The sequence below is a fragment of the Paenibacillus tritici genome (assembly GCF_013204885.1).
GTDB lineage: Bacteria > Bacillota > Bacilli > Paenibacillales > Paenibacillaceae > Paenibacillus_AQ > Paenibacillus_AQ tritici.
On the sequence record NZ_JABMKX010000010.1, the window covers coordinates 148,707 to 168,232 of the forward strand.

Annotated in this window: 18 protein-coding genes and 1 riboswitch; of the genes, 2 read left to right on the plus strand and 16 right to left on the minus strand. The window is 51.3% G+C overall.

Annotation, left to right across the window (positions count from 1 at the left end):
- Positions 1-152: 152 nt before the first annotated feature.
- The 10 genes from HQN87_RS18970 to HQN87_RS19015 all read right to left on the minus strand — a co-directional run bounded on the left by HQN87_RS18970 (position 153) and on the right by HQN87_RS19015 (position 6,671).
- A complete protein-coding gene (locus tag HQN87_RS18970) occupies positions 153-923 on the minus strand; it encodes an ABC transporter permease (RefSeq protein ID WP_173136607.1) in 771 nt (256 codons plus the stop codon).
- A complete protein-coding gene (locus tag HQN87_RS18975) occupies positions 920-1,849 on the minus strand; it encodes an ABC transporter ATP-binding protein (RefSeq protein WP_173136609.1) in 930 nt (309 codons plus the stop codon). Before HQN87_RS18975 ends, HQN87_RS18970 begins: the two co-directional genes overlap by 4 nt.
- Entirely contained in the window at positions 1,846-2,073 is a 228-nt protein-coding gene (locus HQN87_RS32405) for a PLD nuclease N-terminal domain-containing protein (protein ID WP_173136611.1), read from the minus strand. The genes HQN87_RS18975 and HQN87_RS32405 overlap by 4 nt, the downstream gene beginning before the upstream one ends.
- A gap of 24 nt (positions 2,074-2,097) precedes the next feature.
- On the minus strand, positions 2,098-2,478 hold the full coding sequence (locus tag HQN87_RS18985; protein WP_173136613.1) for a hypothetical protein: 381 nt from the start codon (positions 2,476-2,478) through the stop codon (positions 2,098-2,100).
- Positions 2,479-2,498: 20 nt separating this feature from the next.
- Positions 2,499-2,873: a PLDc N-terminal domain-containing protein gene (locus tag HQN87_RS18990; RefSeq protein ID WP_173136615.1), complete on the minus strand. Its 375-nt coding sequence runs from the start codon at positions 2,871-2,873 to the stop codon at positions 2,499-2,501.
- The gene (locus tag HQN87_RS18995) at positions 2,851-3,171 is read right to left on the minus strand and encodes a hypothetical protein (protein WP_173136617.1); all 321 of its coding nucleotides are present in this window, start codon (positions 3,169-3,171) and stop codon (positions 2,851-2,853) included. Before HQN87_RS18995 ends, HQN87_RS18990 begins: the two co-directional genes overlap by 23 nt.
- Positions 3,172-3,726, minus strand: a complete 555-nt coding sequence (locus HQN87_RS19000) for an RNA polymerase sigma factor (RefSeq protein WP_173136619.1) — start codon at positions 3,724-3,726, stop codon at positions 3,172-3,174.
- 189 nt (positions 3,727-3,915) lie between these two features.
- On the minus strand, positions 3,916-4,881 hold the full coding sequence (locus HQN87_RS19005) for a helix-turn-helix transcriptional regulator (protein WP_173136621.1): 966 nt from the start codon (positions 4,879-4,881) through the stop codon (positions 3,916-3,918).
- Positions 4,882-5,113: 232 nt separating this feature from the next.
- The gene (locus HQN87_RS19010) at positions 5,114-5,797 is read right to left on the minus strand and encodes a hypothetical protein (RefSeq protein WP_173136623.1); all 684 of its coding nucleotides are present in this window, start codon (positions 5,795-5,797) and stop codon (positions 5,114-5,116) included.
- Positions 5,798-5,984: 187 nt separating this feature from the next.
- Entirely contained in the window at positions 5,985-6,671 is a 687-nt protein-coding gene (locus HQN87_RS19015; protein ID WP_173136625.1) for a M50 family metallopeptidase, read from the minus strand.
- A gap of 208 nt (positions 6,672-6,879) precedes the next feature.
- On the opposite strand from HQN87_RS19015, the gene HQN87_RS19020 reads away from it, so the two are divergent.
- Together HQN87_RS19020 and HQN87_RS19025 are read left to right on the plus strand one after the other, a co-directional pair.
- The gene (locus tag HQN87_RS19020; protein WP_173136627.1) at positions 6,880-7,368 is read left to right on the plus strand and encodes a hypothetical protein; all 489 of its coding nucleotides are present in this window, start codon (positions 6,880-6,882) and stop codon (positions 7,366-7,368) included.
- Positions 7,369-7,425: 57 nt separating this feature from the next.
- Positions 7,426-8,130 carry an AIM24 family protein gene (locus tag HQN87_RS19025; protein WP_173136629.1) on the plus strand — a complete coding sequence of 235 codons (705 nt, stop codon included), beginning with the start codon at positions 7,426-7,428 and terminating at the stop codon, positions 8,128-8,130.
- Between the two features lie 104 nt (positions 8,131-8,234).
- Here HQN87_RS19025 and HQN87_RS19030 read toward each other — a convergent pair whose 3' ends face one another.
- From HQN87_RS19030 to HQN87_RS19060, 6 genes are all read right to left on the minus strand, one after another.
- Positions 8,235-8,690: a Dps family protein gene (locus HQN87_RS19030; RefSeq protein ID WP_173136631.1), complete on the minus strand. Its 456-nt coding sequence runs from the start codon at positions 8,688-8,690 to the stop codon at positions 8,235-8,237.
- A gap of 211 nt (positions 8,691-8,901) precedes the next feature.
- Positions 8,902-10,380 (minus strand): potassium/proton antiporter, encoded by a 1,479-nt coding sequence (locus HQN87_RS19035; protein WP_173136633.1) that lies wholly within the window; start codon positions 10,378-10,380, stop codon positions 8,902-8,904.
- Positions 10,381-10,512: 132 nt separating this feature from the next.
- Entirely contained in the window at positions 10,513-13,197 is a 2,685-nt protein-coding gene (locus HQN87_RS19040; RefSeq protein ID WP_173136635.1) for a discoidin domain-containing protein, read from the minus strand.
- A gap of 61 nt (positions 13,198-13,258) precedes the next feature.
- The gene (locus HQN87_RS19045; RefSeq protein ID WP_173136637.1) at positions 13,259-14,785 is read right to left on the minus strand and encodes a glycosyl hydrolase; all 1,527 of its coding nucleotides are present in this window, start codon (positions 14,783-14,785) and stop codon (positions 13,259-13,261) included.
- A 195-nt stretch (positions 14,786-14,980) separates the two neighbouring features.
- A complete protein-coding gene (locus tag HQN87_RS19055) occupies positions 14,981-17,326 on the minus strand; it encodes a PA14 domain-containing protein (protein WP_367272752.1) in 2,346 nt (781 codons plus the stop codon).
- Between the two features lie 14 nt (positions 17,327-17,340).
- Positions 17,341-17,421: riboswitch (cyclic di-GMP riboswitch) on the minus strand.
- A 137-nt stretch (positions 17,422-17,558) separates the two neighbouring features.
- Entirely contained in the window at positions 17,559-18,932 is a 1,374-nt protein-coding gene (locus tag HQN87_RS19060; RefSeq protein ID WP_173136639.1) for a sugar phosphate nucleotidyltransferase, read from the minus strand.
- Positions 18,933-19,526: the final 594 nt, after the last annotated feature.

Here is a 19,526-nt window from a genome sequence, read left to right on the forward strand (position 1 = left end):
ATCATATGAATTTTCATTATTCTATATATTTAGTTATGTTTGTATATGTTTAGCTATAAATAGTATCGAATTTATGAAGTTTAATCCCCAATAACAAATAAAAGACCCCGTCCTATGATTAAGGAAAGGGCCCGTCAACTTTAGGATTAACCTCATAATTCTTGTTCCTTGAATATCCGTTGGCTAAGCAAGACCGACAATATGGAGAGTAGCAGTGTAATGCCCAGAGGAATAGTCCAGTGATCGGGCAGGGTTTTCTCCGAGAGGATATCGGACATAATGGTGTTCAGCCTTCCGGGCAAGTAGCGGTTAAGATAAGGTACCATATTCAAAAGGCTTATAACGAAATAGGCCACGAATCCGGCAAAAAAGGCTTGCGTAAACGTTCGGGCAAGCACGCTGACCAATATGGAAACACAGATTATAAAAACCCCATAAATCCAGTACAACAGAAAAGCCAAATACAGATTCGGAATGGAAAACTCACCAAAAATGATAAAGGTATACAAGATACATACGAAGCTGGCTGCACCGCAAGCAAGAGTGAAGATCAGTACTCTTGAAGCAATTTTGCTTAATAAAAAAGAAGACCTGGAGAGTCCCTTGGTCAACAGAAAGGCGGCTGTCCCGTTTCTTTTCTCATCAACAATTGTACTGCAAACCAAGAGAATCACTACTATAATTCCCGCCTGCTTCAGATTATTAAAAGTATCCTTGTAGGCATCGGTGTATACAGGAGCGGGGACATTAATGATGCTGCCGGGACCTAATTTACTGGAGTAAGCCTTCATTAATTCCGGTTCGAACTTCGCTGAAAGCGGCCCTGACAGGGCAAAAAATACGAATACACCCAATAAGATCAGCATTTTTTTGCTCACGATCAGCTCTTTCAGATCTTTTCTAAAAAGCACCTTAACATTCATCGGGCCGTCACCATTTTCAGAAAAAATTGTTCAAGGGTTGGTTCCGTCACTTTAAACAAGGAAAGGGGAATCCCGGCACTCGACATCATACTGGGAATATAGATTTGTGCTGCCCTTAAATTAACTACACTTATGCTTAATGATTGCTTGTCTTCCAGAATCTCTACTTCCAGCACCTCTGAATGCCCGCTTAACAAGGAAGCTGCGGACTGTAGAAGATACATGTCCTCAGTCTGAAGCTCAAGTGTATTTAAGGCGAATTGGCTCTTAATGCTAAGCAGCGAATCATCTGCAATCACCCTCCCCTGATCCATCATCAGAATCCGGTCGCAGATTTCTTCAACATCATGAAGATTATGTGAGGACAATAATACGGTCAGTTCACCCGCAAGGGACCGGATAAGATCCATTACTTCACTTCTGCCGATCGGATCGAGCGCGGAGGTCGGTTCGTCAAGTACAAGAATCGTAGGCTCAGAGATCAAAGCTTGAGCAATGCCAAGCCGCTGTTTCATTCCCCGCGAGAGGCTTCCTATCTTTTGGTTGCACCCTTCAAGTCCAACCTTATGGAGCAGCTCATCAATTCGGCTGGTTAACGAAGGCCCCTGCTTATGATGCAGATTCCCTACAAACAGCATGAGCTCTCTGGGCTTCATCCATTTATAATATTGCGGGACATCCGGTACGAAACCAAGCCGGGAATCGTGAGTCTTACCGAATTGCAATTCTTCTCCATCAATCCGGATACTCCCCGAAGTCGGACGCGACAGCCCGCAGAGCATTTTCAAGGTAGTTGTTTTCCCTGCTCCGTTGGCTCCCAATATGCCATAAACCGATAGTGCGGGGACCTTTACAGTGATATTATTTACAGCCGTGAAGGCTCCGAATTTTTTGCATAACTGCCCGGTTTCCAGAATATAACTCACTCTTCTTCTCCTTTGAATAGAAAGTAAGCTACAGGTCCAAGAAAATTGCCAAGGAGTATAATCAGTGACCATATCCACTTATTTCCGAAGCGAAACCGGGTTCGTCTGCTCATATCTACGAACGCGACGATCCACAACACAAGCTGAAGAACTATGAGTGGCGATAACATCAGCCAGAATTTCGAATCCACATTCTCCCCGATTGTAAATGTACCAAATTCCATACTCCCACATCCCCTTGTAGACTATTATTCCACCTTGAATGCAACCTCGAAGCTTCCTTTGGCTTCTTCACCCTTAATTTCAATCCGGTATTTCCCATCCTTGTCGGCAGCTACCTTCTCGGTTCCGGATTCATTGGTTCCCAGTTCAGTAAGCACCGTATTGTCCGGGCCATACAACTTCATAGACAGTTGCCCCTCTTCCACCTTGGAACTGTAATCCATGCTGATGGTTTCGCCGCTTTTCATGCTCAGCTTCTTCTCCTCCGTACCCGTAAAAAGCTTGTAGGATGCACTTATCTTACTCTTGGTACTGGACCCGACGAACATTAATCTCTTATCGCAGGCTGTCAGCAACATAGAAGCCGTTAATACTACAATCCCCAGTGTGATCCATTTCTTGTGCATAATCTTCAGCACTCCCCGGTTTAGATTAGATGCCCGCAGTGCGGACATTGGATACCCTTAACTTCATCAGACGCTGTGTGAATGTGATGCTGTTTTCTGGCCAGGAGGTAGAGGATCAGGCCGATGAAGTTAGGAATATAGATGACCGCAGTCATCCATAACCAGGCATTCATCCTCCGCCGTGAAGCGTCCTTGTAAATGAATACTGCAATTAGAATATTGAGGCTCAGGAACAGCAAGGCCAGCAGGCTCATCACGATAAGCCAGGTCCGATTCTCCTCCAGAAACTCATCCATATAAGGACTTATGCCATATCCCAGTGCAATGCAGCTGAACAGAATGATTAGCGTAAGCGCCCAAAACACGAATTTCTCAACGGTTAGGTGAACTTTCATAAGATCCTCCCCCGCTTCCCATAGTACGGTACATTACTAAGGCTGCTGCAATCATTGGAAGTAGGATGAACAGCAGCCCCATGCTGATTTTCCATTGCAGGGCAGCCGGACCGGCCAGGAAACATATGCCTGACAGGACTAGAATTAGCCATTGCAGGCTCATTAACCCGGCAAGCATTCTTATCCTCCCGCGCCCATGTATCCGCTGAATCGTATTAGAGACAAGCTCTGGCGATGGTGTGACAGATATATTGAAATATTCCGTCAGCAGTTGGTCTTCGTCTCTGGGCTCCTTCAATTATTTCATCTCCTTCATTAGATTGTGCAGCAGCTTCTTCCCTTGATTCAATCTGGATTTGACAGTTCCGATGGGAACACCAAGTACCTCCGCAATGCCCTCATAGCTGAACTCCTCATAGTAATACAACACTAAGGGCGCAAGATAACGTTTGGGCAGACTCCGCAGGCATTCCTCAAGTAACCGGTGCTCCTCATTTCGCAGCAGCTTCTCTTCTGCCGAAGAAGCCGGGTCTCTGATCTGAATAAGCTCAGCATCTGAGGACAACCATGTCCAAAGGGCATATACACTTTTCCACTTCCGGTAGTGATCGCGGTACATATTAAAGGCCACCTGGAAAAGCCAAGGCTTAAAGGGACGCTGTGCATCATACTTCTCCAGCTTGCGGACCACCCGAACCCATACCTCCTGGAACAGATCCTCCGCATCCTGTCGGTTCAGTGTAAGGTGGCGGCAGAACCGGTACAAATCATCCCTATACCTGACAATGAGAAGCTCAAGATGCTCCTGCTGACCGGACTTGCATCCTTCAACAAGCTGTTTGTCGGTCATCATCTGTTCTCCGCCACCCTTTCAATCTACATTACGAAGTGATTTCAATATTGTTCGGAATTTCACAAAAAAACCAACCAGGCCCTTACGGCCTAATTGGTTATTTGACCTACCGACAACGTCTCTCCCTCTTTTGTTTAAATTGAACGAAGGTCAAATGCCCGGTTAGAAAAGTATTTTAGAGGACGATAATCATTTGTATAGCGACAGCCATTTCTCAAGCTGATGTCTCAGCACATCCCGGTAATACTCCGGCTCCATAATCTCAGCTTCTTCCTTGTATTTCATAATCCAGTGGACGAAGCCGATATCCTGTTCCACAGCGACCTTGAAGTGCAGGCTGCGGTTCTGGCGGTCCACCCTGCTCGGCTTCACGAACATCTCTTCATGCTTCAGCTGTTCCATCATGCGCTGTGAGAATTTGACCCGGAATTCAACCTGCAGGCTATCCTGCTCGAGGGACCACTTCTGCTCCATGAAGGACTGCAGATCAAATTGATCCTTGGAGAACCATCGGTCCAGCGGATTCACACTGGAAAAACCGTTAATATGAAAGGTGCGGATAATTCCGAAGCGGTGACAAAAACCAATCAGGTGAAAACGATTCTCGAGCGGGACCAGGCAATAGGGATCAATTCGGATACCTTTTTCTTCGTATGCGTTCTCCCTGTAGTCGGCCTGTATGCTTCTCTGCTTCATAACGGCATCCAGAATGTCAGTCAGAAAGAATGGCTGATCTCCCTGAGATCCGTTCTTCTCCACCCAATGCTGTCCGGCTTCCTTTTTAGTACGTTCCATTGTTTCTTCCCTTTCTGCCTTTTGCTTATAATCAGCGGCCATCACTTTCTCATATGCATCCTCGAAGCTGGGGGGCAGTAAAGGCTTGATATCCGTCATAATACTGCGCAACTGTGAAAAGGCCTCTTCTTCCTCTTCTGACCAATCCAGGGGGTACAATGCGAAATTCCCGATAAAAGCATACCCTTTACCGTGCCCCATATGGGTAATGGGGATATGCATGGCACTCAGCGCATCCATATCCCGATAAATCGTTCTCTCGCTGTTGCCGCATCGTTCCGCCAGCTCACGGGCCAGAATTCCCGGTTTGGCCTGAACTAGCGTAATGATGCGCATCAGCCTGATTAATCGGTCTGTCATATTCAGTTCTCCTTGACTTATGGTAAAATAGACCCATTATTTTTAAATAAATTAGTTATATATATCTATAACCAAGGATGTAATAACCGAGATAAGAAAATATAATAGAACTATTTTACTATATTACCACATTTATATATTACGCAATTTGTTATCTGTTCCGGGAGTGAGATTCTTAGTTTGAGTCCTATGTATAAGTAATGCCTATTATATCTACGCAGCGTTCCTGTAATTATCTCATCCCCGTCCTGCTCCATGGCAGATTCTCCACCTCCAGCTTTTTATACAGTGTCTCCGCTTCCTTAAGGAGCTGCATATCACCGGAGCGCGCGGCCATCAGCAGCAGTTGGTCGGCCTGTCTGCGCAGCTTGTCAGAGGGTACATCCGGCTTGTTCCTGATCCGGGCCTCCCCGGCTTCCGCCAGCAGCGCCGCTGTGTGCAGCAGCTCCAGATGCTTCTCTACATGGAAGCAGCAGCGGGAGCCCAGCAGGTCGGTATGGTGGGAATATTCAATCCCCAGCTTCTTGAGGGGCAGCTCGCGGATTCGTTCCACTGAAGGCTGCTTGAACTGCCACTGCAGCCACAGGGCTTCATGGATGCCTGCAGGCATCCCCTTCATCATAAATTCCAGGGCGATGTACCTGCGCTGTCCGGAATGGATTTTGCCAAGCTTCAGGAGTAGTGACCGTCCCTCTCCTTCTTCTGCACTACAACCGTAACATCCTGTTATTTTGACATGGCTTTCCAGCCACACTCTCAGCTCAATATCCCGGGCTACTACCTTGCGGCTTCTCTTGCGGAAATCCTCACCTTGGGCTACTCCTGTCCACTCCACAAGCAGAACGACTTTCTTCGCGCCGCCTGCCAAAATACGATCCTGACTCCATGTAAACAGGGTCTGAATACTTGCTTGCATATTTCCACCTCTTTCTTTTTTTGGGTCTTCTATTAATGTACCAATATTGGCGGACAACTCCTTGTCATGGAATGTATGTTCGGTCCTATAATATCGACAAAAAAAGAGCCAACCTCCCCCTAAAGGGGATTGCCTCTTTGCGAAAGTCTATTCTTTTGTCAAATTATGACGAACAAAATGTTGCGCATTATAATCTTCTTGCCCGCCTGCCGGCTTGCTCCTTCCTGAAGAACAGCCCCAGCGCCCAGGTTGCGCACAGCAGCGCGAAGAGAAAAAACAGCAGGGACCACAGGACCGCCGGTAATGGGGTCAACCGGGCAAGGTTCGCTGCATCCCCTGCACGGGAGGGGGTCAGAATGGAAGCAGAGACCAGGAATAACGTACCCATTACAGATTCTTCCAGAGTCAGAAACGCCAGAAATAAGTAATAATATTTGCTGACCTTCGGCCAGAGGAACAGCATGGCAGCATTCAATAGAATGAATCCGCTCAGCCAGAGCATCCCGAAGCCGCCCCGCACATACAGCACAAGCATGATCAGCGCTACGAGACTGGCCAGGATCAGCCCCCATTGCCGCTTGTCTCTACTATATAAGTAGAACAGCAGCACTGCGAACAGTGAAGCCAGAGGATATCCCGCCAGCGACACCAGTATCGCCTTGCCCCCGGCTGCAATTGCTGAATAGGTTACACCGCTATGATCGGAATACAGCTCGATGCGCAGCACATTTCCGGAGAGCAGCAGGGTCATCAGGGCATGGCCGAACTCATGGAACATCGTATCCAGATTACGGAATAAGGAGGAGAACGGAATAAACCGGGTCAATAGGGCGGAGCCCGCCAGGATCAGCAGTGTTTTGAGCCATCTATTCATAAGTAACAGCCCCTTTCCGTTCACAGTATACGTTAATTTGCACCGACACTCAATATAACAGAAACCATCACTGCCTGTACGCTGTATTACTTCTATGGTTCTCTCTATGGGCAGTACGGGTAATTATGCCTACAGCACGTGTTGTCCAAACGGCAGGCAGCTATGATAAAATAGGAAGACAACTAGCTATACAGGTGGTGATCTGCTAATGAAAAGACGGTTAACAGGAGTTATGCTGAAGCTGCTGGGTTCCTCCCTGCTGCTGCTCGGCATTACCTTCACTTTCGATATGCCTCAGGCCAAGGCCAATTATCTCAATGACATATACAACGGATTACAGAGCTTCTCAGAGCTTCCGGGAGAAGTCACCAAGCTGCAGGAGAGCTACCAGAAGACTGCGGAGGAGCTTCAGCAGACGAAGGAGGATCTGGGTGAAGCCAAGGACCAGCTGACGGACAGCCTGCAGCAGATGCAGACGTATCAGGCCCAGAATGCTGCCCTGCAGGAGCAGAACCGCCAGCTCAGCCAGGTCGTCGATGAGCTGAAGAACGACCGGACGGCGAGGGAGAATTACTTCAACCGGATTAAGGTGACGGTCATCGCCGGACTCGCCCTGGTCCTGGGGTACTTCCTGCTGATCCGGCTGCTGCGCTTCACAATGCGCCACCGTTCCAGAAAGAGTGACCGGCTGCGTTAAGCCCGGAGCAGGCAGCGGCTGCGTAAATACCGGCACAGCATGAAGGGAGGCTCCAAGATGAACATTGATATTCAGGATGAAGGCGACAGCGGCAGCGGACAAGCTGTTGCTTTTAGCGTTGCGGAGAATGAAGAGGTCCATGTGCTGCATCCGCAGCAGATCATAGCGTATCAGGGTCCTTCATCGGGACGGGCCGACCGGTTCATGGATGTGAAGGGCATGTACCGCAAGCGGAAGCTGATCCGCTCGGACATGACCGGCCCTTGCCGGTTCACAGCCGCGCTTCCGCCCGGCTACCGGGTCAAGACGATCCAGCTCGACAGCAAAAGTGATCTGCTCTATGATTTCAGGCATCTCTTCTTCTACAGCAAAGGAGTGACGATGCAGACGAGAGTGCTGAGCATGAAAAACGCGTTGATTACCCGGGATATCGTCAAGGTCAAATTCTCCGGCCGTGGCAGCATCGGCATTCTGACAGAGGGCACGGTCTGTGAAGCCGAGCTGCATCCCTTTGACCCGCTGTATGTGGATGCCGGCAGTATTATCGCCTATCCCGAGAATGCCAAGCTTGAGCTTACGGTCTACGGCAACCATCTTGCCAGCCAGCATATGAGCTATCACTGGAAGATGACCGGTCACGGGCCGGTACTGTTCCAGGCCGGGCGCCAGAGCAGGCGCTTCGAGCGCGACAATAATGAAGACGGCATTATCAAACGGTTTCTGCGTGAAGCGCTGCCCTTTGGCGGTGTCTTTATTAAGTAGGCTCCCGCTGATGTACCTGTGCCATTCAACAGCAAAGAGCGCCCGCGTGAAGTCTAACGCGGGCGCTCTTCTATCTGTAACTGTATGGGAGTAATCCCCGGAATTTAACCCAGGTAAGCGTTCAGCATCCAGGCCGATTTCTCTACACTGGTCCGGATTCCGATCAGCAGATCCGCCGTCGGCTGATCGCTAAGCTCCTCAGCGGCAGAGATTCCCTGCTTCAGCTCTTCAGCGATAGCAGCAAAGTCCTTAACCAGCTGTGAGACCATCTCCTTCGCACTCTCTCCGCCGGCAGCTTCCTTCAGTCCGGAGAGCTCAAGGTATTGCGCCATGGTGGAAGCCGGTTGTCCGCCAATCGCGAGCAGCCGTTCAGCCAGCTCATCGACATACCCGGCAGCTTCATTGTACAGCTCTTCAAATTTCTCATGCAGTGTGAAGAACTGGGTTCCGCTGACGTACCAGTGGTAGTGATGCAGCTTCACTCCAAGCAAAGTCCAGTTCGCGGTCTGACGATTCAATGCAGCATGTAGTTCAGTGTGGCTCTTGACTTGTGTACTCATTTTAATAACCTCCCGGGATGTGTATTCAAATTTCGATGTATTTAGACTCGATCTAAATCTATATACAATTTAACATATTTTTTGATGGAATGCAATCTGGTTGTCCTCAATCTTTGATCTACTCCAGATTTTAGCATTTCTCTTAGTCATAATCCTGTTATTTCTGTCACAATCCAGTAAATACACCGCAATGATCTCCCTAGAGTACCCTTTAGATTGAAGTGATATCCGCTTCCGCCGCCTTCCCTTTCCCGCTCCGGAAGATCGCGCGCATCTCCTCCCGCTTACTCTTGGGGCTGAGCACATATACCGTATCCCCCGGCTCAATAACCGTACTGCCATGCGGCGTTACGATGCTCTTGTTCCGTATAATCGCTGTGAACAGAATATCATCCGGCAGACCAATGTCTGCAATCTGCATTCCGGCTACCGGCATCTGCGGGTTAATCCCGATATGGTTGAATTCAGAGTCTGTCTTGCCGAGCGCCACCAGCTCCATCAGGGACGGCTGGGCCTCTCCCTCCCGGCCAACCAGCCTCAGCCGCGAGGCGAGGGGCGAAATGGTTGTGCCCTGAATCACCGCCGAAGTCAGCACTACGAAGAAGACTACATTGAAGAACAGCCTGCCTTGCGGCAGCCCTGCGAGCAGCGGGTAGGTCGCCAGTACAATCGGGACGGCTCCTTTGAGTCCGGCCCAGGAGATCAGTGTCTTTTCCCGGAAGGAGAACCGGCTGAACAAGAGACTGATGAAGACCCCCAGCGGCCTTGCGATGATCATCAGAATTACAGACAGCAGAAGCCCCTGCCAGGCGACAGCCGCCAGCTCCTGCGGGAAGACCAGCAGTCCGAGCAGAATGAACATGGCAATCTGCATCATCCAGGCAAAGCCATGATTGAAATTCATTATGGTGCGGTGGTACATCAGCTCGGAATTCCCCAGCACCAGCCCCATAACATAGACGGCGAGCAGTCCGCTGCTGTGTACCATAGCCGAGACCCCGTAAGTCAGAACGGCAAAACCGACCGCCATCACCGGATAGAGTCCAGTTGAGTCCAGATTAATCCGGTTGATCAGGTATACAGCCAGCTTACCCACCACAATCCCGATCAGGAGACCCACTCCCATCTCCCAAAAGAAAGCCAGCACCAGACTCCATACCGCCATACCTGGATGCTGCACCCATTCAATCAGTGACACGGTGAGAAATACCGCCATTGGATCATTGCTGCCGGATTCCGCTTCAAGCGTCGAGGTCAGCCGTTTCTCAATATTCTTGCCGCCGAGGACAGAGAACACTGCTGCCGCATCCGTTGAGCCGACAATGGCCCCGAACAGGAAGCTCTCCGCCCAGGGCACACCTAACACCAATCTGGCAGCAATACCGACGATTACGGTGGTAAGCAGCACTCCGAGTGTAGCCAGCGACAACGCGGGCTTCATGATCGGGCGGATATCCTTCATGCTCGTCTGCATTCCGCCTTCGAACAATATCACCACCAGTGCAAAAATTCCGGCAATCTGCGTGAGCGAAGCATTGTTGAAATAAATGAAATGGCTGAGTATCATTCCGGCTGCAATAAACAGGACCAGCGCGGGCATTCCAAAACGGGTGGAGAATTTGGTGGAGAGCACGGCGATCAGCAGCAACGCCGCCAGCAGCAGAATAATTTGATCTGCAAGATGAGTCATGGTTCCGGTTCACACCTTTCCCGGGAGCAGGGTATGCGCCTAAGCCCCTTGATATATAGTATATTTATGAATCTTCGGACAGAAAAAAACCCCGGTGGGCGCTGTAATCCACGGAGGTTATTATGCCGTCCTTCATTCCCTTGAATACACCTGCAGCTCCTGGATGGACCAGTAGTTGCCGCCGGAGCCTGTCTGGACAATCCGGATATGCCGGGTGCTGACCGGAGTAAACCCGATTTTGGTCATTCCCAGCTGGCCTTTGCCCGTTGCAACCTGTCGCCAGCTCTTGGCATCCTCCGAGACCTGGACCATGTAACCGCGCGGATAGTCATAGGGGGATAAATGATAATCAAGATCTATTGCTTCTACCGTATGTTCTGCGCCCAGATCAATCTGGAAGTACTCCCCTGAAGCCTGGTGCTTGACTGTATCCCAGCGGGTACGCCGGTCTCCGTCAATCGCCCCTGCCGGATTGGAGGCCTCCTTATCAACACTCGACGTCACTGTCCAGTCCGCCCGCGCCAGCGGGACAAGTCCGGTGGCTGTAATCTGTGTCTTCTCTGACATCACGCCAGAGCCGGACACTCTTACAGCATAAGTATAAAGTGTACCTTCCTTCAGCTTGCTGTCCTTGTACTCCGTTCTCTTCACTCCTGCTGCAATCACCTTCAATGCCTCGCCGGGGCCGTCAGCCCGGAGCACTTCATAGCTTGCTCCGGGAGCTTCCAGCCAGCTCAGCTGCATGGACAATCCTTTGACGGCAGCAGCCTTCAAGCCTTGCGGCGCCCTGACCGCCACCTCGGAAGAAGGCTCCAGGATATACTGTACGCCTTCTCCCGGGGCCAGCGTCTCCGTGAATTCCAGCTCAGGGGAAGCCATTCTGCCGGATATATAACTGCGGGCCTCTTCATACGTGTCCCCGTTGCCGAACCGCTCCCCTTCATACATTGTCTTCTTGGGCAGGGTCACCTTCACCTTGACGGTCTGCTCTGTTTTTTCAAAATTCACGAAATTGACAAGCACCTTGTTGGACTTCGCCTTGCTGCCTGCCAGCGGCTCCAGCGTAGAGGTATCCACGGCCCTAACGTAGACCAGCTTATTGGCCAATTCCTCTTTGTTGCTGATCTGGTAGGTCAGCGGAGCCCCGTGCGTAGCATAAGCCAGATCCAGCCGGCGCATGATACTGACGCGGGAGTCCTCGCCTTCCTTCGTGTAGTAGATCTCTGTAGCGGCCGGATCATGCTCCTCCAGATTGAAGCCGTACTTGAAGAGGCTGAAGTTCTTGAAGAAGGCGGCATGCTGGACGAACATATCGGCATAGCCGAGATGTGCCCGCATAATCCGGTCGAAGACAGCCGAAGTCCGCTCCTTGGCGCCGTATTGATAAGCATCGACATGGGAGTCGGAGGTACCGAATTCGGTGGCAAGCATTTTTTTGCTAAGTCCGTCCGCCGCTCCGCCAAAGGTCTTCAGGTTCTCTGTGAAGCTCCCGCCTTGGCTGAAAATATAAGAATCGCCATAGGAGTGTCCATTCGTCAAGTCCGTTACGGCCTCCAGCTCGTCACGCTGTGCCGGGTCACGTTCCCAGCCGTCCGGGTCCCCGCACTGCTTGAGCGGCCCCTTCTGGTTGCCGCAGGAATCTTCGCTGTATCCCGGCCAGTAGGCCCATCCGGGGGCCACGGTCTGCAGATGCGGAGCAATCGTCTTGCCCTTGCTGTTCAGCCATTCGGCGATGGCCAGATTGACCGCCTTGGAACGGTTGAACAGACCCGGTTCATTATCCACCTCATAGTACTGGAAATAAGGGCTGTATTTCTGGAAATAATCCGTCAGCTTCTTCTCAGCATCATCCGGAAGTGTCCCGTCAGCCTTAAGCTTGATATCCCCTGTATGCAGATAGAGCGCAACGGCCTGCATATTGTAATCCTTCAATACCTTATAGTATTCCTCCATGTTCTCACAGGAACGGCCTACATCACTGGCACAGCTGGTGCGCATAATATTGCCGCTGTAGGCAACACCGAGCCATTTCATAATATAAGGCAGATGGGTAACCGCACCCTCGTCAAAATAAAACTGCTTGTTGTTCACGACGGTTCCGGTCAACGTATAGCTGCCGTGAATCGGCTCCTTGATCGGAGACTTCAGCGCCTCCAGACTGAGATTATCCCATGTAAACCAGTTGTACTTATCCTCTGCTTCCGAGGAATAGATGCCGCGCGCAGTCCGCAGCGTCAGTTCGTTGGTGCCTTTGATCAGCTGCTCTTTGGGAATGTACAGCTCATAGCTTTTGCGGAAATCATACTTGCTGCCTGTTCCGGCAATACCGGCAATCTGGATGATGCCTGACAGCTGACTGTTGGAGAATACACTCATCTGCGGTACGGCTTTGTAAGCATCTATAATGCTGACGCGAAATAAGACCCCGTTAACCGGGATCTTATCCAGCTCGTACTGAATCCGCAGCTCCGGATTGGTCTCGCCGTGCAGGCCGGAGGGCAGCGTCTTAAGCTCTGCCGACTTCGCTGCGGATGAAGCCATGCGGGCATTCTTTTTCACCCCCGCAGAACCTGCGGACCTGAACTCCGACGCTGAACCGTCATGCTTGCCGAGCTTCCATATCACAGTCCCTTCCGGCAGTTCCGGCCCGGCATCCTTGGCTGTTGGCAATGTAGACAAATCGGCTCCCTCCTCGCCGGTATTCGTCCCATCCTCTCCGAAAACAGACACGGACAACAGTAACAGAATGATCAATGCTGCAAATTTAAGTAGTCGGTGAAGTTGCTTGTTGGGTTTCTTTTTTAGTCTAGTCCTCATTCCCTTGTCCTCGCTTTCTTCCGGGGTCTCCTGCACTATACCGGGCTTACGTAACGTTTCCTTAAGGAAGCGTCAGTGCACTCTGGGGAACAATCATCTGCTTCTGGCTGGGACTTCTCCACATCAGACTGACGCTGGCATCCCCGCGGTTCTCGTAATACTCCACTTTGATCGAGTAGGGGGTATTCGCGGAGAGCGTAATGCTGCCCTCCCTGCTGGCGCTGCTCTGGTTCTTCCAGCTGTCAATAATCAGCTTGCCGCCGATCCATACACGAACGCCGTCATCTGAGGAAGCCGTGAACGTGTACTTTTCACTGTAGAGGGGCTTCAGCGTCCCGGTCCAGCGCACCGAGAATGAATCCTTGGCAATGCCGGTTGCCGGTGAATTCCCGTGCCAGTTGAACTGAATCCTGCTGTCGTTACGGGTAAGCAGCGGTGAGCCGGACAGGTCCATATTGCCGAAATACTGCCCTCTCAGACCCTTCCGGGAACCTGCAGCGAACGCAGGGAGTCTGGGGCCCATCGCAAGCTTGTAATCCTCCCGGGATACCGTGTATTTATGGTTCATGAAGCTTTGGATTTTCAGGGGCGGGTTATTCTCAACCAGCATTTTCCCCCATGTCATCGTATATACCCATTTACTTTGCTGTTGAGCCATGATGACAGGGTCTGGAAGCTCTCCGCTCTCCCCGATTCCGATCGGTTTGCCGTCGGCCAGCTTCAGGAGGCTGTCATAGTAAGACTGCTTGAAATCATTGTCATAGATATCGGCGGCTAGAATATCCACCTTGGCGGCACCCGGATAATAATCGGCGTAAGGCTGTGACGACTTGTTCGGGGCATTCGGATTCCACACCCACAGCAGGTTGTTGAGCTTATGCGTGTTCACCATGCGGTCGTACACCAGGTCCCAGAGCTTAACGAAGTTATCCTTCTGCCCCCACCAGAACCAGCCGCCGTTCATTTCATGATAAGGACGCCATAAGACAGGGACTCCGGCATCCCGCAGCTCACCCAAATATTTCGCCACCTCATCCAGCTCCGCAACCAGCGCTTTGTACTGCGCAGTCCCGGGGGTCACATAAGCATTGAACTTATCCTGGCTAAGCTGCATATGGACATTGGTCCATATGGGGGAGGTTCCCGGCAGATTCTGATGGAAGGTCATGGCGACAATCCCGCCGTTCTCATGCCACCGGATGGCGCTGTTTACGACAGCCTGCCGCTGCCTGGCGATGGTCTCCTTGGACTGGTTGCCTATCGCTCCCAGCTCATAGCCATGCAGAACGGCATACTGGCCGCTTGTGTTTTTGAGCTTGTTGTTGAATTCATCGGGGCTCTCCAGGTAATCATGCTGGCCGGAAATCATGCCTTTGCCGCTGAGATCACTGAGATAACTGAGCAATGCGGAAGCCTCCTTGGAGGCCGAGGGATTAATGGGCTTGACGGGTACGGAGGCGGCAGATGTCGTAACCTTGGCGGTTGCGGGAAGACTGCGCCCCTCCCCCGTCCCCCATGGGATCAGTGAAAGGATAAGGATAAGAGGAAGAATGGTTATATATAGCCTGTATTTACGGTAAGTGTTCAATGTAATCTCCTTTCTCCAGCCGCACTGCTCCGGTAGACTAGGTCTCCCGGGAGGCTAAGCCTTCCCGGAATCGTCTATAGCTTAGTAGCCCTGCTGATCAGCAGGGCCATTAAGAGTGGGCTTACAGGATTTATAATTGTAACGTCTTAACCAGTAACAGCGCCAAGAATGAACACAGTTGCGGACCTTATAAGCTTAGGAAGCGGAAGGGAGGAATAGTGCGCTTGCCGGAACCGTTCCTTTGGCCTGGCTAGGACTCTGCCACATCAGGCGCGCTTTCGCATCCCCTTGATTCTCATAATACTCTACTTGAATATCATACAGCTCGCCTGCGGTCAGGCTTATGCTGCCCGAGCGTTCGGTCCCGCTCTGCTTCACCCAGCTGTCGATCACAAGCTCACCGTTAACCCGTACGCGGATACCGTCATCCGAAGTGGTATAGATCTGATAAGTTTCAGTATACAGCGGCTTAATCTTGCCGCTCCAGCGTACGGAGAAGAAATCTATGCCGATGGCGGCATCCGGCGAGCCTTGACGCCAGTTGAAATCAAGTACAGCATCGGTGCGCACTACAGCGGGATCGCCCGATAGCGTCATATTAGTGAAGTATTCCGCGTACAATCCGTTTGCAGCCGGAGGATTCTCCGGTACTGCTGTAGGAGTGGGTACCGGAGCAGGTGCCGCTGTCGGCGTTGGTGTCGGCACTGGTGTTGGCGTCGGTGTAGTTACTGGTGCCGGCGTTGCTGTTGGTGTTGGCGTTGGTACTGGTGCCGGCGTTGCTGTTGGCGTTAGTGTTGGTACTGGTGCCGGCGTTGCTGTTGGCGTTGGTGCTGCCGATGGAGCAGGTATGGAGGTATTGCTTGTTTTTATATATAATGCACTGGCCGGAACGGTAGCCTTCACCTGACTCGGGCTCTGCCACATCAGATGGACATTCGCATCGCCAGCGTTCTCATAATATTCCAGCTTGATATCGTACTGTTGCCCAGCAGTAAGGGCTATGCTTCCGGTACGGACTGTCCCGCTCTGCTTGACCCAGCTGTCAATGACTGCTGTGCCGTTCACCCATAAGCGGATACCATCATCCGAGGTAGTGTAGAACTGATAGGTTTCGCTGTAAGCAGGCTTAATCTGGCCGGTCCAGCGGATCGAAAAGGCATCTGTACCCAGCGCAGCAGCCGGAGTTCCCTGGCGCCAGTTGAAGCTGACCACATTATCACCGCGCACCATCACTGGCGTGCCTGAGAGGGTCATATTCTTGAAATATTCTCCCGTCAGACCGTTCTGGAGGGGCGGCTGTTCCGTATCACTGGGAACGGGGACTGGCTTCGGTACCGGAGGGACTGTTGGTGCTGCTAACGTTGGTACAGGCGTTGGCGTTGGCGTTGCTGTTGGTACTGGCGTAGGTGTTGCTGTTGGTACTGGCGTAGGCGTTGCTGTTGGTACAGGTGTAGGCGTTGCTGTTGGCGATAGTGTCGGTCTTGCCACAGGTCCTGCCCAGGCTTTATATTGGTCACGAGTCAGGGTATAGCTGTCATTCATGAAATTCTTGATTGTCGCCGTGCTGTTGTTCTCATAGAGCATCTTGCCCCAGTTCATCATAAACACATAATTCTGCTGGGTAAGCTTCAGCTTGGATATACTTGGCATTTCACCGTTCTCCCCGATGCCAATCGGTTTACCGGCAGCCAGGCTGGACAGTTCATCATGATATTTATTCGAGTAGTCATTATTGTATATATCTGCTGCCAGCACATCTACTTTGTCCGCACCCGGATAGGTCCGTTCGTAGGGGTCTGAGTTGGAATTGGGCGCATTCGGGTTCCACACCCACAGCAAATTATTTAATTGATGAACGTTAACGAAACGGTCATACATTATATTCCACAGTGCAACAAAATTGTTCTTCTTCCCCCACCAGAACCAGCCGCCGTTCATCTCATGGTAAGGTCTCCATAGAATCGGAACACCTGCATCCCGCAGGCTTTTCAGGGAAACGGCCACTTTATCGAGATCCGCAATCAGCGCTTTATACTCAGTCGTGCCGGGGGTTACGTACTTGTCGAATTGCGCTTGGGTGATTGGCTTCTGCACATTGGACCATTCATATCTGGTGCCCGGAAGGCTCTGGTGAAACGTCATAGCGACAATCCCGCCCGCTCTGGACCAGTTCGTCGCACTCCAGACGATATTCTTGCGCTGCTTGGCAACTCCGCTCTCCGTCTGTCCGCCAATCGCTCCAAGCTCATAACCATGCAGTGCTGCGTAATGTCCGCTTGTTCCCTTCAGCTTATTGCTTAGCTCATCCGGGCTCTCGAAATAGTCATGCTGCCCTGTGATAATTCCATTTCCCGAGATCTCATAGAGATCGTTCAGCAGCTTGACAGCCTGGGCTGAAGCATTGGGATTCACAGGTGCTCCGGAAGCAGAAGCAGCCTTGACCGATGACGGGGCTATTCCGAGTCCTGCAGGTACAGCAGACAATAATACGGCCAGCGACAACACAGTGCAGAGCAAACGAGACTTACGGTAAGTTTTCACAATATTCTCTTCCTTTCGGTAGCCAGGCTGCCACTCTTGCGAAGGCCCTATAGCTTTGCGTCCCTATCTTTCGATTAGGTTTGCCTTTGTCGTTTTGGAAGGATCAATCCCTCTTACCGTAAGTATCGTCAGTATGCAAATTTAATGTATAGTATTGGCGAAATTTATCCAAAAAATAGTTCTCAGTGCCTGATTTAAAATCGTAACAATTGGTTAAATAGATAAGTTGGACCTACGAAATGAACTGATGTAGACCTATATCCTCCCAGTCCAGAGTAATACGAATGTTATCCTCTTCTACCAGCTCAGAGCCGGTCTGCACCTCAATAAATTCCACATCTGTAAGCGCCAGAATCGCGTGCTTGGTCCCTTCCGGTATCCTTACCACATCTCCTGCCTTCACGTTGTGCATCTTCTCGTTAATCACAATGCTTGCTTCCCCACTGACAAAAGTCCAGATTTCACAGCGCTTGTGATGCAGCTGGTAACTGATGTTTTTGCCCTCGTTGATGAAGATCCGCTTGGTCAGCACCTCATTGCCTTCGTCATATTTCACATAATCAATCACCTTGTAGTGGCCCCAGCGGCGCTCTTCGTACATCGGTCTTTGTTCAAAAGACTTCAGCACTTCCTTAATCCGCGGACTTTCTGCCTTATGCGTCACCAGAATGCCGTCCGGGCTGGCGGCAATAATCAGATCCTTCGCCCCGATCACCGTGATCGGAATATCCAGCTCGTTAATGAGGCAGGTGCCCTCGGAGTCAGCGGTCACGAACCCTTTGCCGACATGGTTGCTGGTCATTTCCTCCGTTAAGGTGTTCCAGGTCCCCAGGTCCTTCCAGAATCCGGCATACGGCTGGACAACGATATTATCCTCTTTCTCCACCACTTCGTAATCAAAGCTAATGGAGGACAAGAGCTTATACTGCTTCTGCAGCTCCTCGTAATTCAGCGGCAGCCCTTTGCGCTGCAGGATATCGAGCAGGTAGCCCAGACGGAAAGCGAATACCCCGCAGTTCCAGAGGGCATTCCGGCTGATCAGCTCCTCGGCCTGCTTGCGGTCCGGCTTCTCCTGGAAGTGGCTCACCTGCAGGTAACCGCTCGCCCCTGCCTCTGCGCTCGTTGGAATGATATAGCCGTATTTCTCTGAAGCATGTTCTGGAACTACGCCCATCAGCGCCAGATTCGCTCCGCTCACCAGCATGGTGTTCTCCAGCTGTAATACCGTTTCGAAGAAGGAGGATTCCACATAAGGGTCCACCGGCAGGATCGCCACCGTCTCGCTTGGGGAGACTCCGGCGATGGAATACAGGTAGGCTGCCGTCAGCGCAATAGCGGGGAAGGTATCCCGCCGCTCCGGCTCAACGATTATCGGCACCTCGCTGCCGAGCTGGCTCTGAATCATCTCCACCTGGCTGCGGCCGGTCGCAAGGTACGACGACTCCGCCATTCCTGTCTCCTGCAGTTGTCTCCATACGCGTTGTACCATGGATTCCGGTTCACCTGCCGGGCTTTCCAGTACCTTCAGAAATTGCTTCGAACGTGAATCATTGGACAACGGCCAGAGCCGTTTACCAGAACCGCCTGATAGAAGTACCAGTTTCATATGTGAACCCTCCATATCGTATTGTTATTGGGTATTTCTTGTTGCGGAGCTGTGAGTTAAAATCCCGCCTGTTATGAGGGTCGCTGCAAGGAATTTTGGGCTTACGGCCGCTGTTGTCTCCAGATGCTGTTGATTATATTGCTTGCAGCAGATAACATCCGGAGACAAAGGCGGACGCTAACGCTCCTACAGCTCCAAAATTCCTCTCCGCTCCATTTCATAACAGGCTGTGCTTTTACATCCGCTTCGCCCGCAGGCGAAGCTCCCGGCTAAAGATCCGATATTGCCGCTTGTGGTAGCGGCAAGGGGAGCGGCGCGGCCGCTATGCTTGCGCGGCAGCAGTTGAATCCCTGGTTGCCGCCTACTGTTGCGGCGGAGAAAAATCCAAAGGCTCAAAGACTCTTAAGTGCCGCTTGTTCCAAGGCGTCGCCGCTGATTTAGCGGCTAGAGAAAACAAGAGTATAAGGCAACAGAATCCAAGACAATGGAATTCAACACGGCAATTCAAGACCGGAATTCAAGATCGGAATTCAAGACTCTTGTGCCAAGGGCTCGCCGCACAAGTTCGCGGCGGCAGAAGCTAGTTAGTTAAGT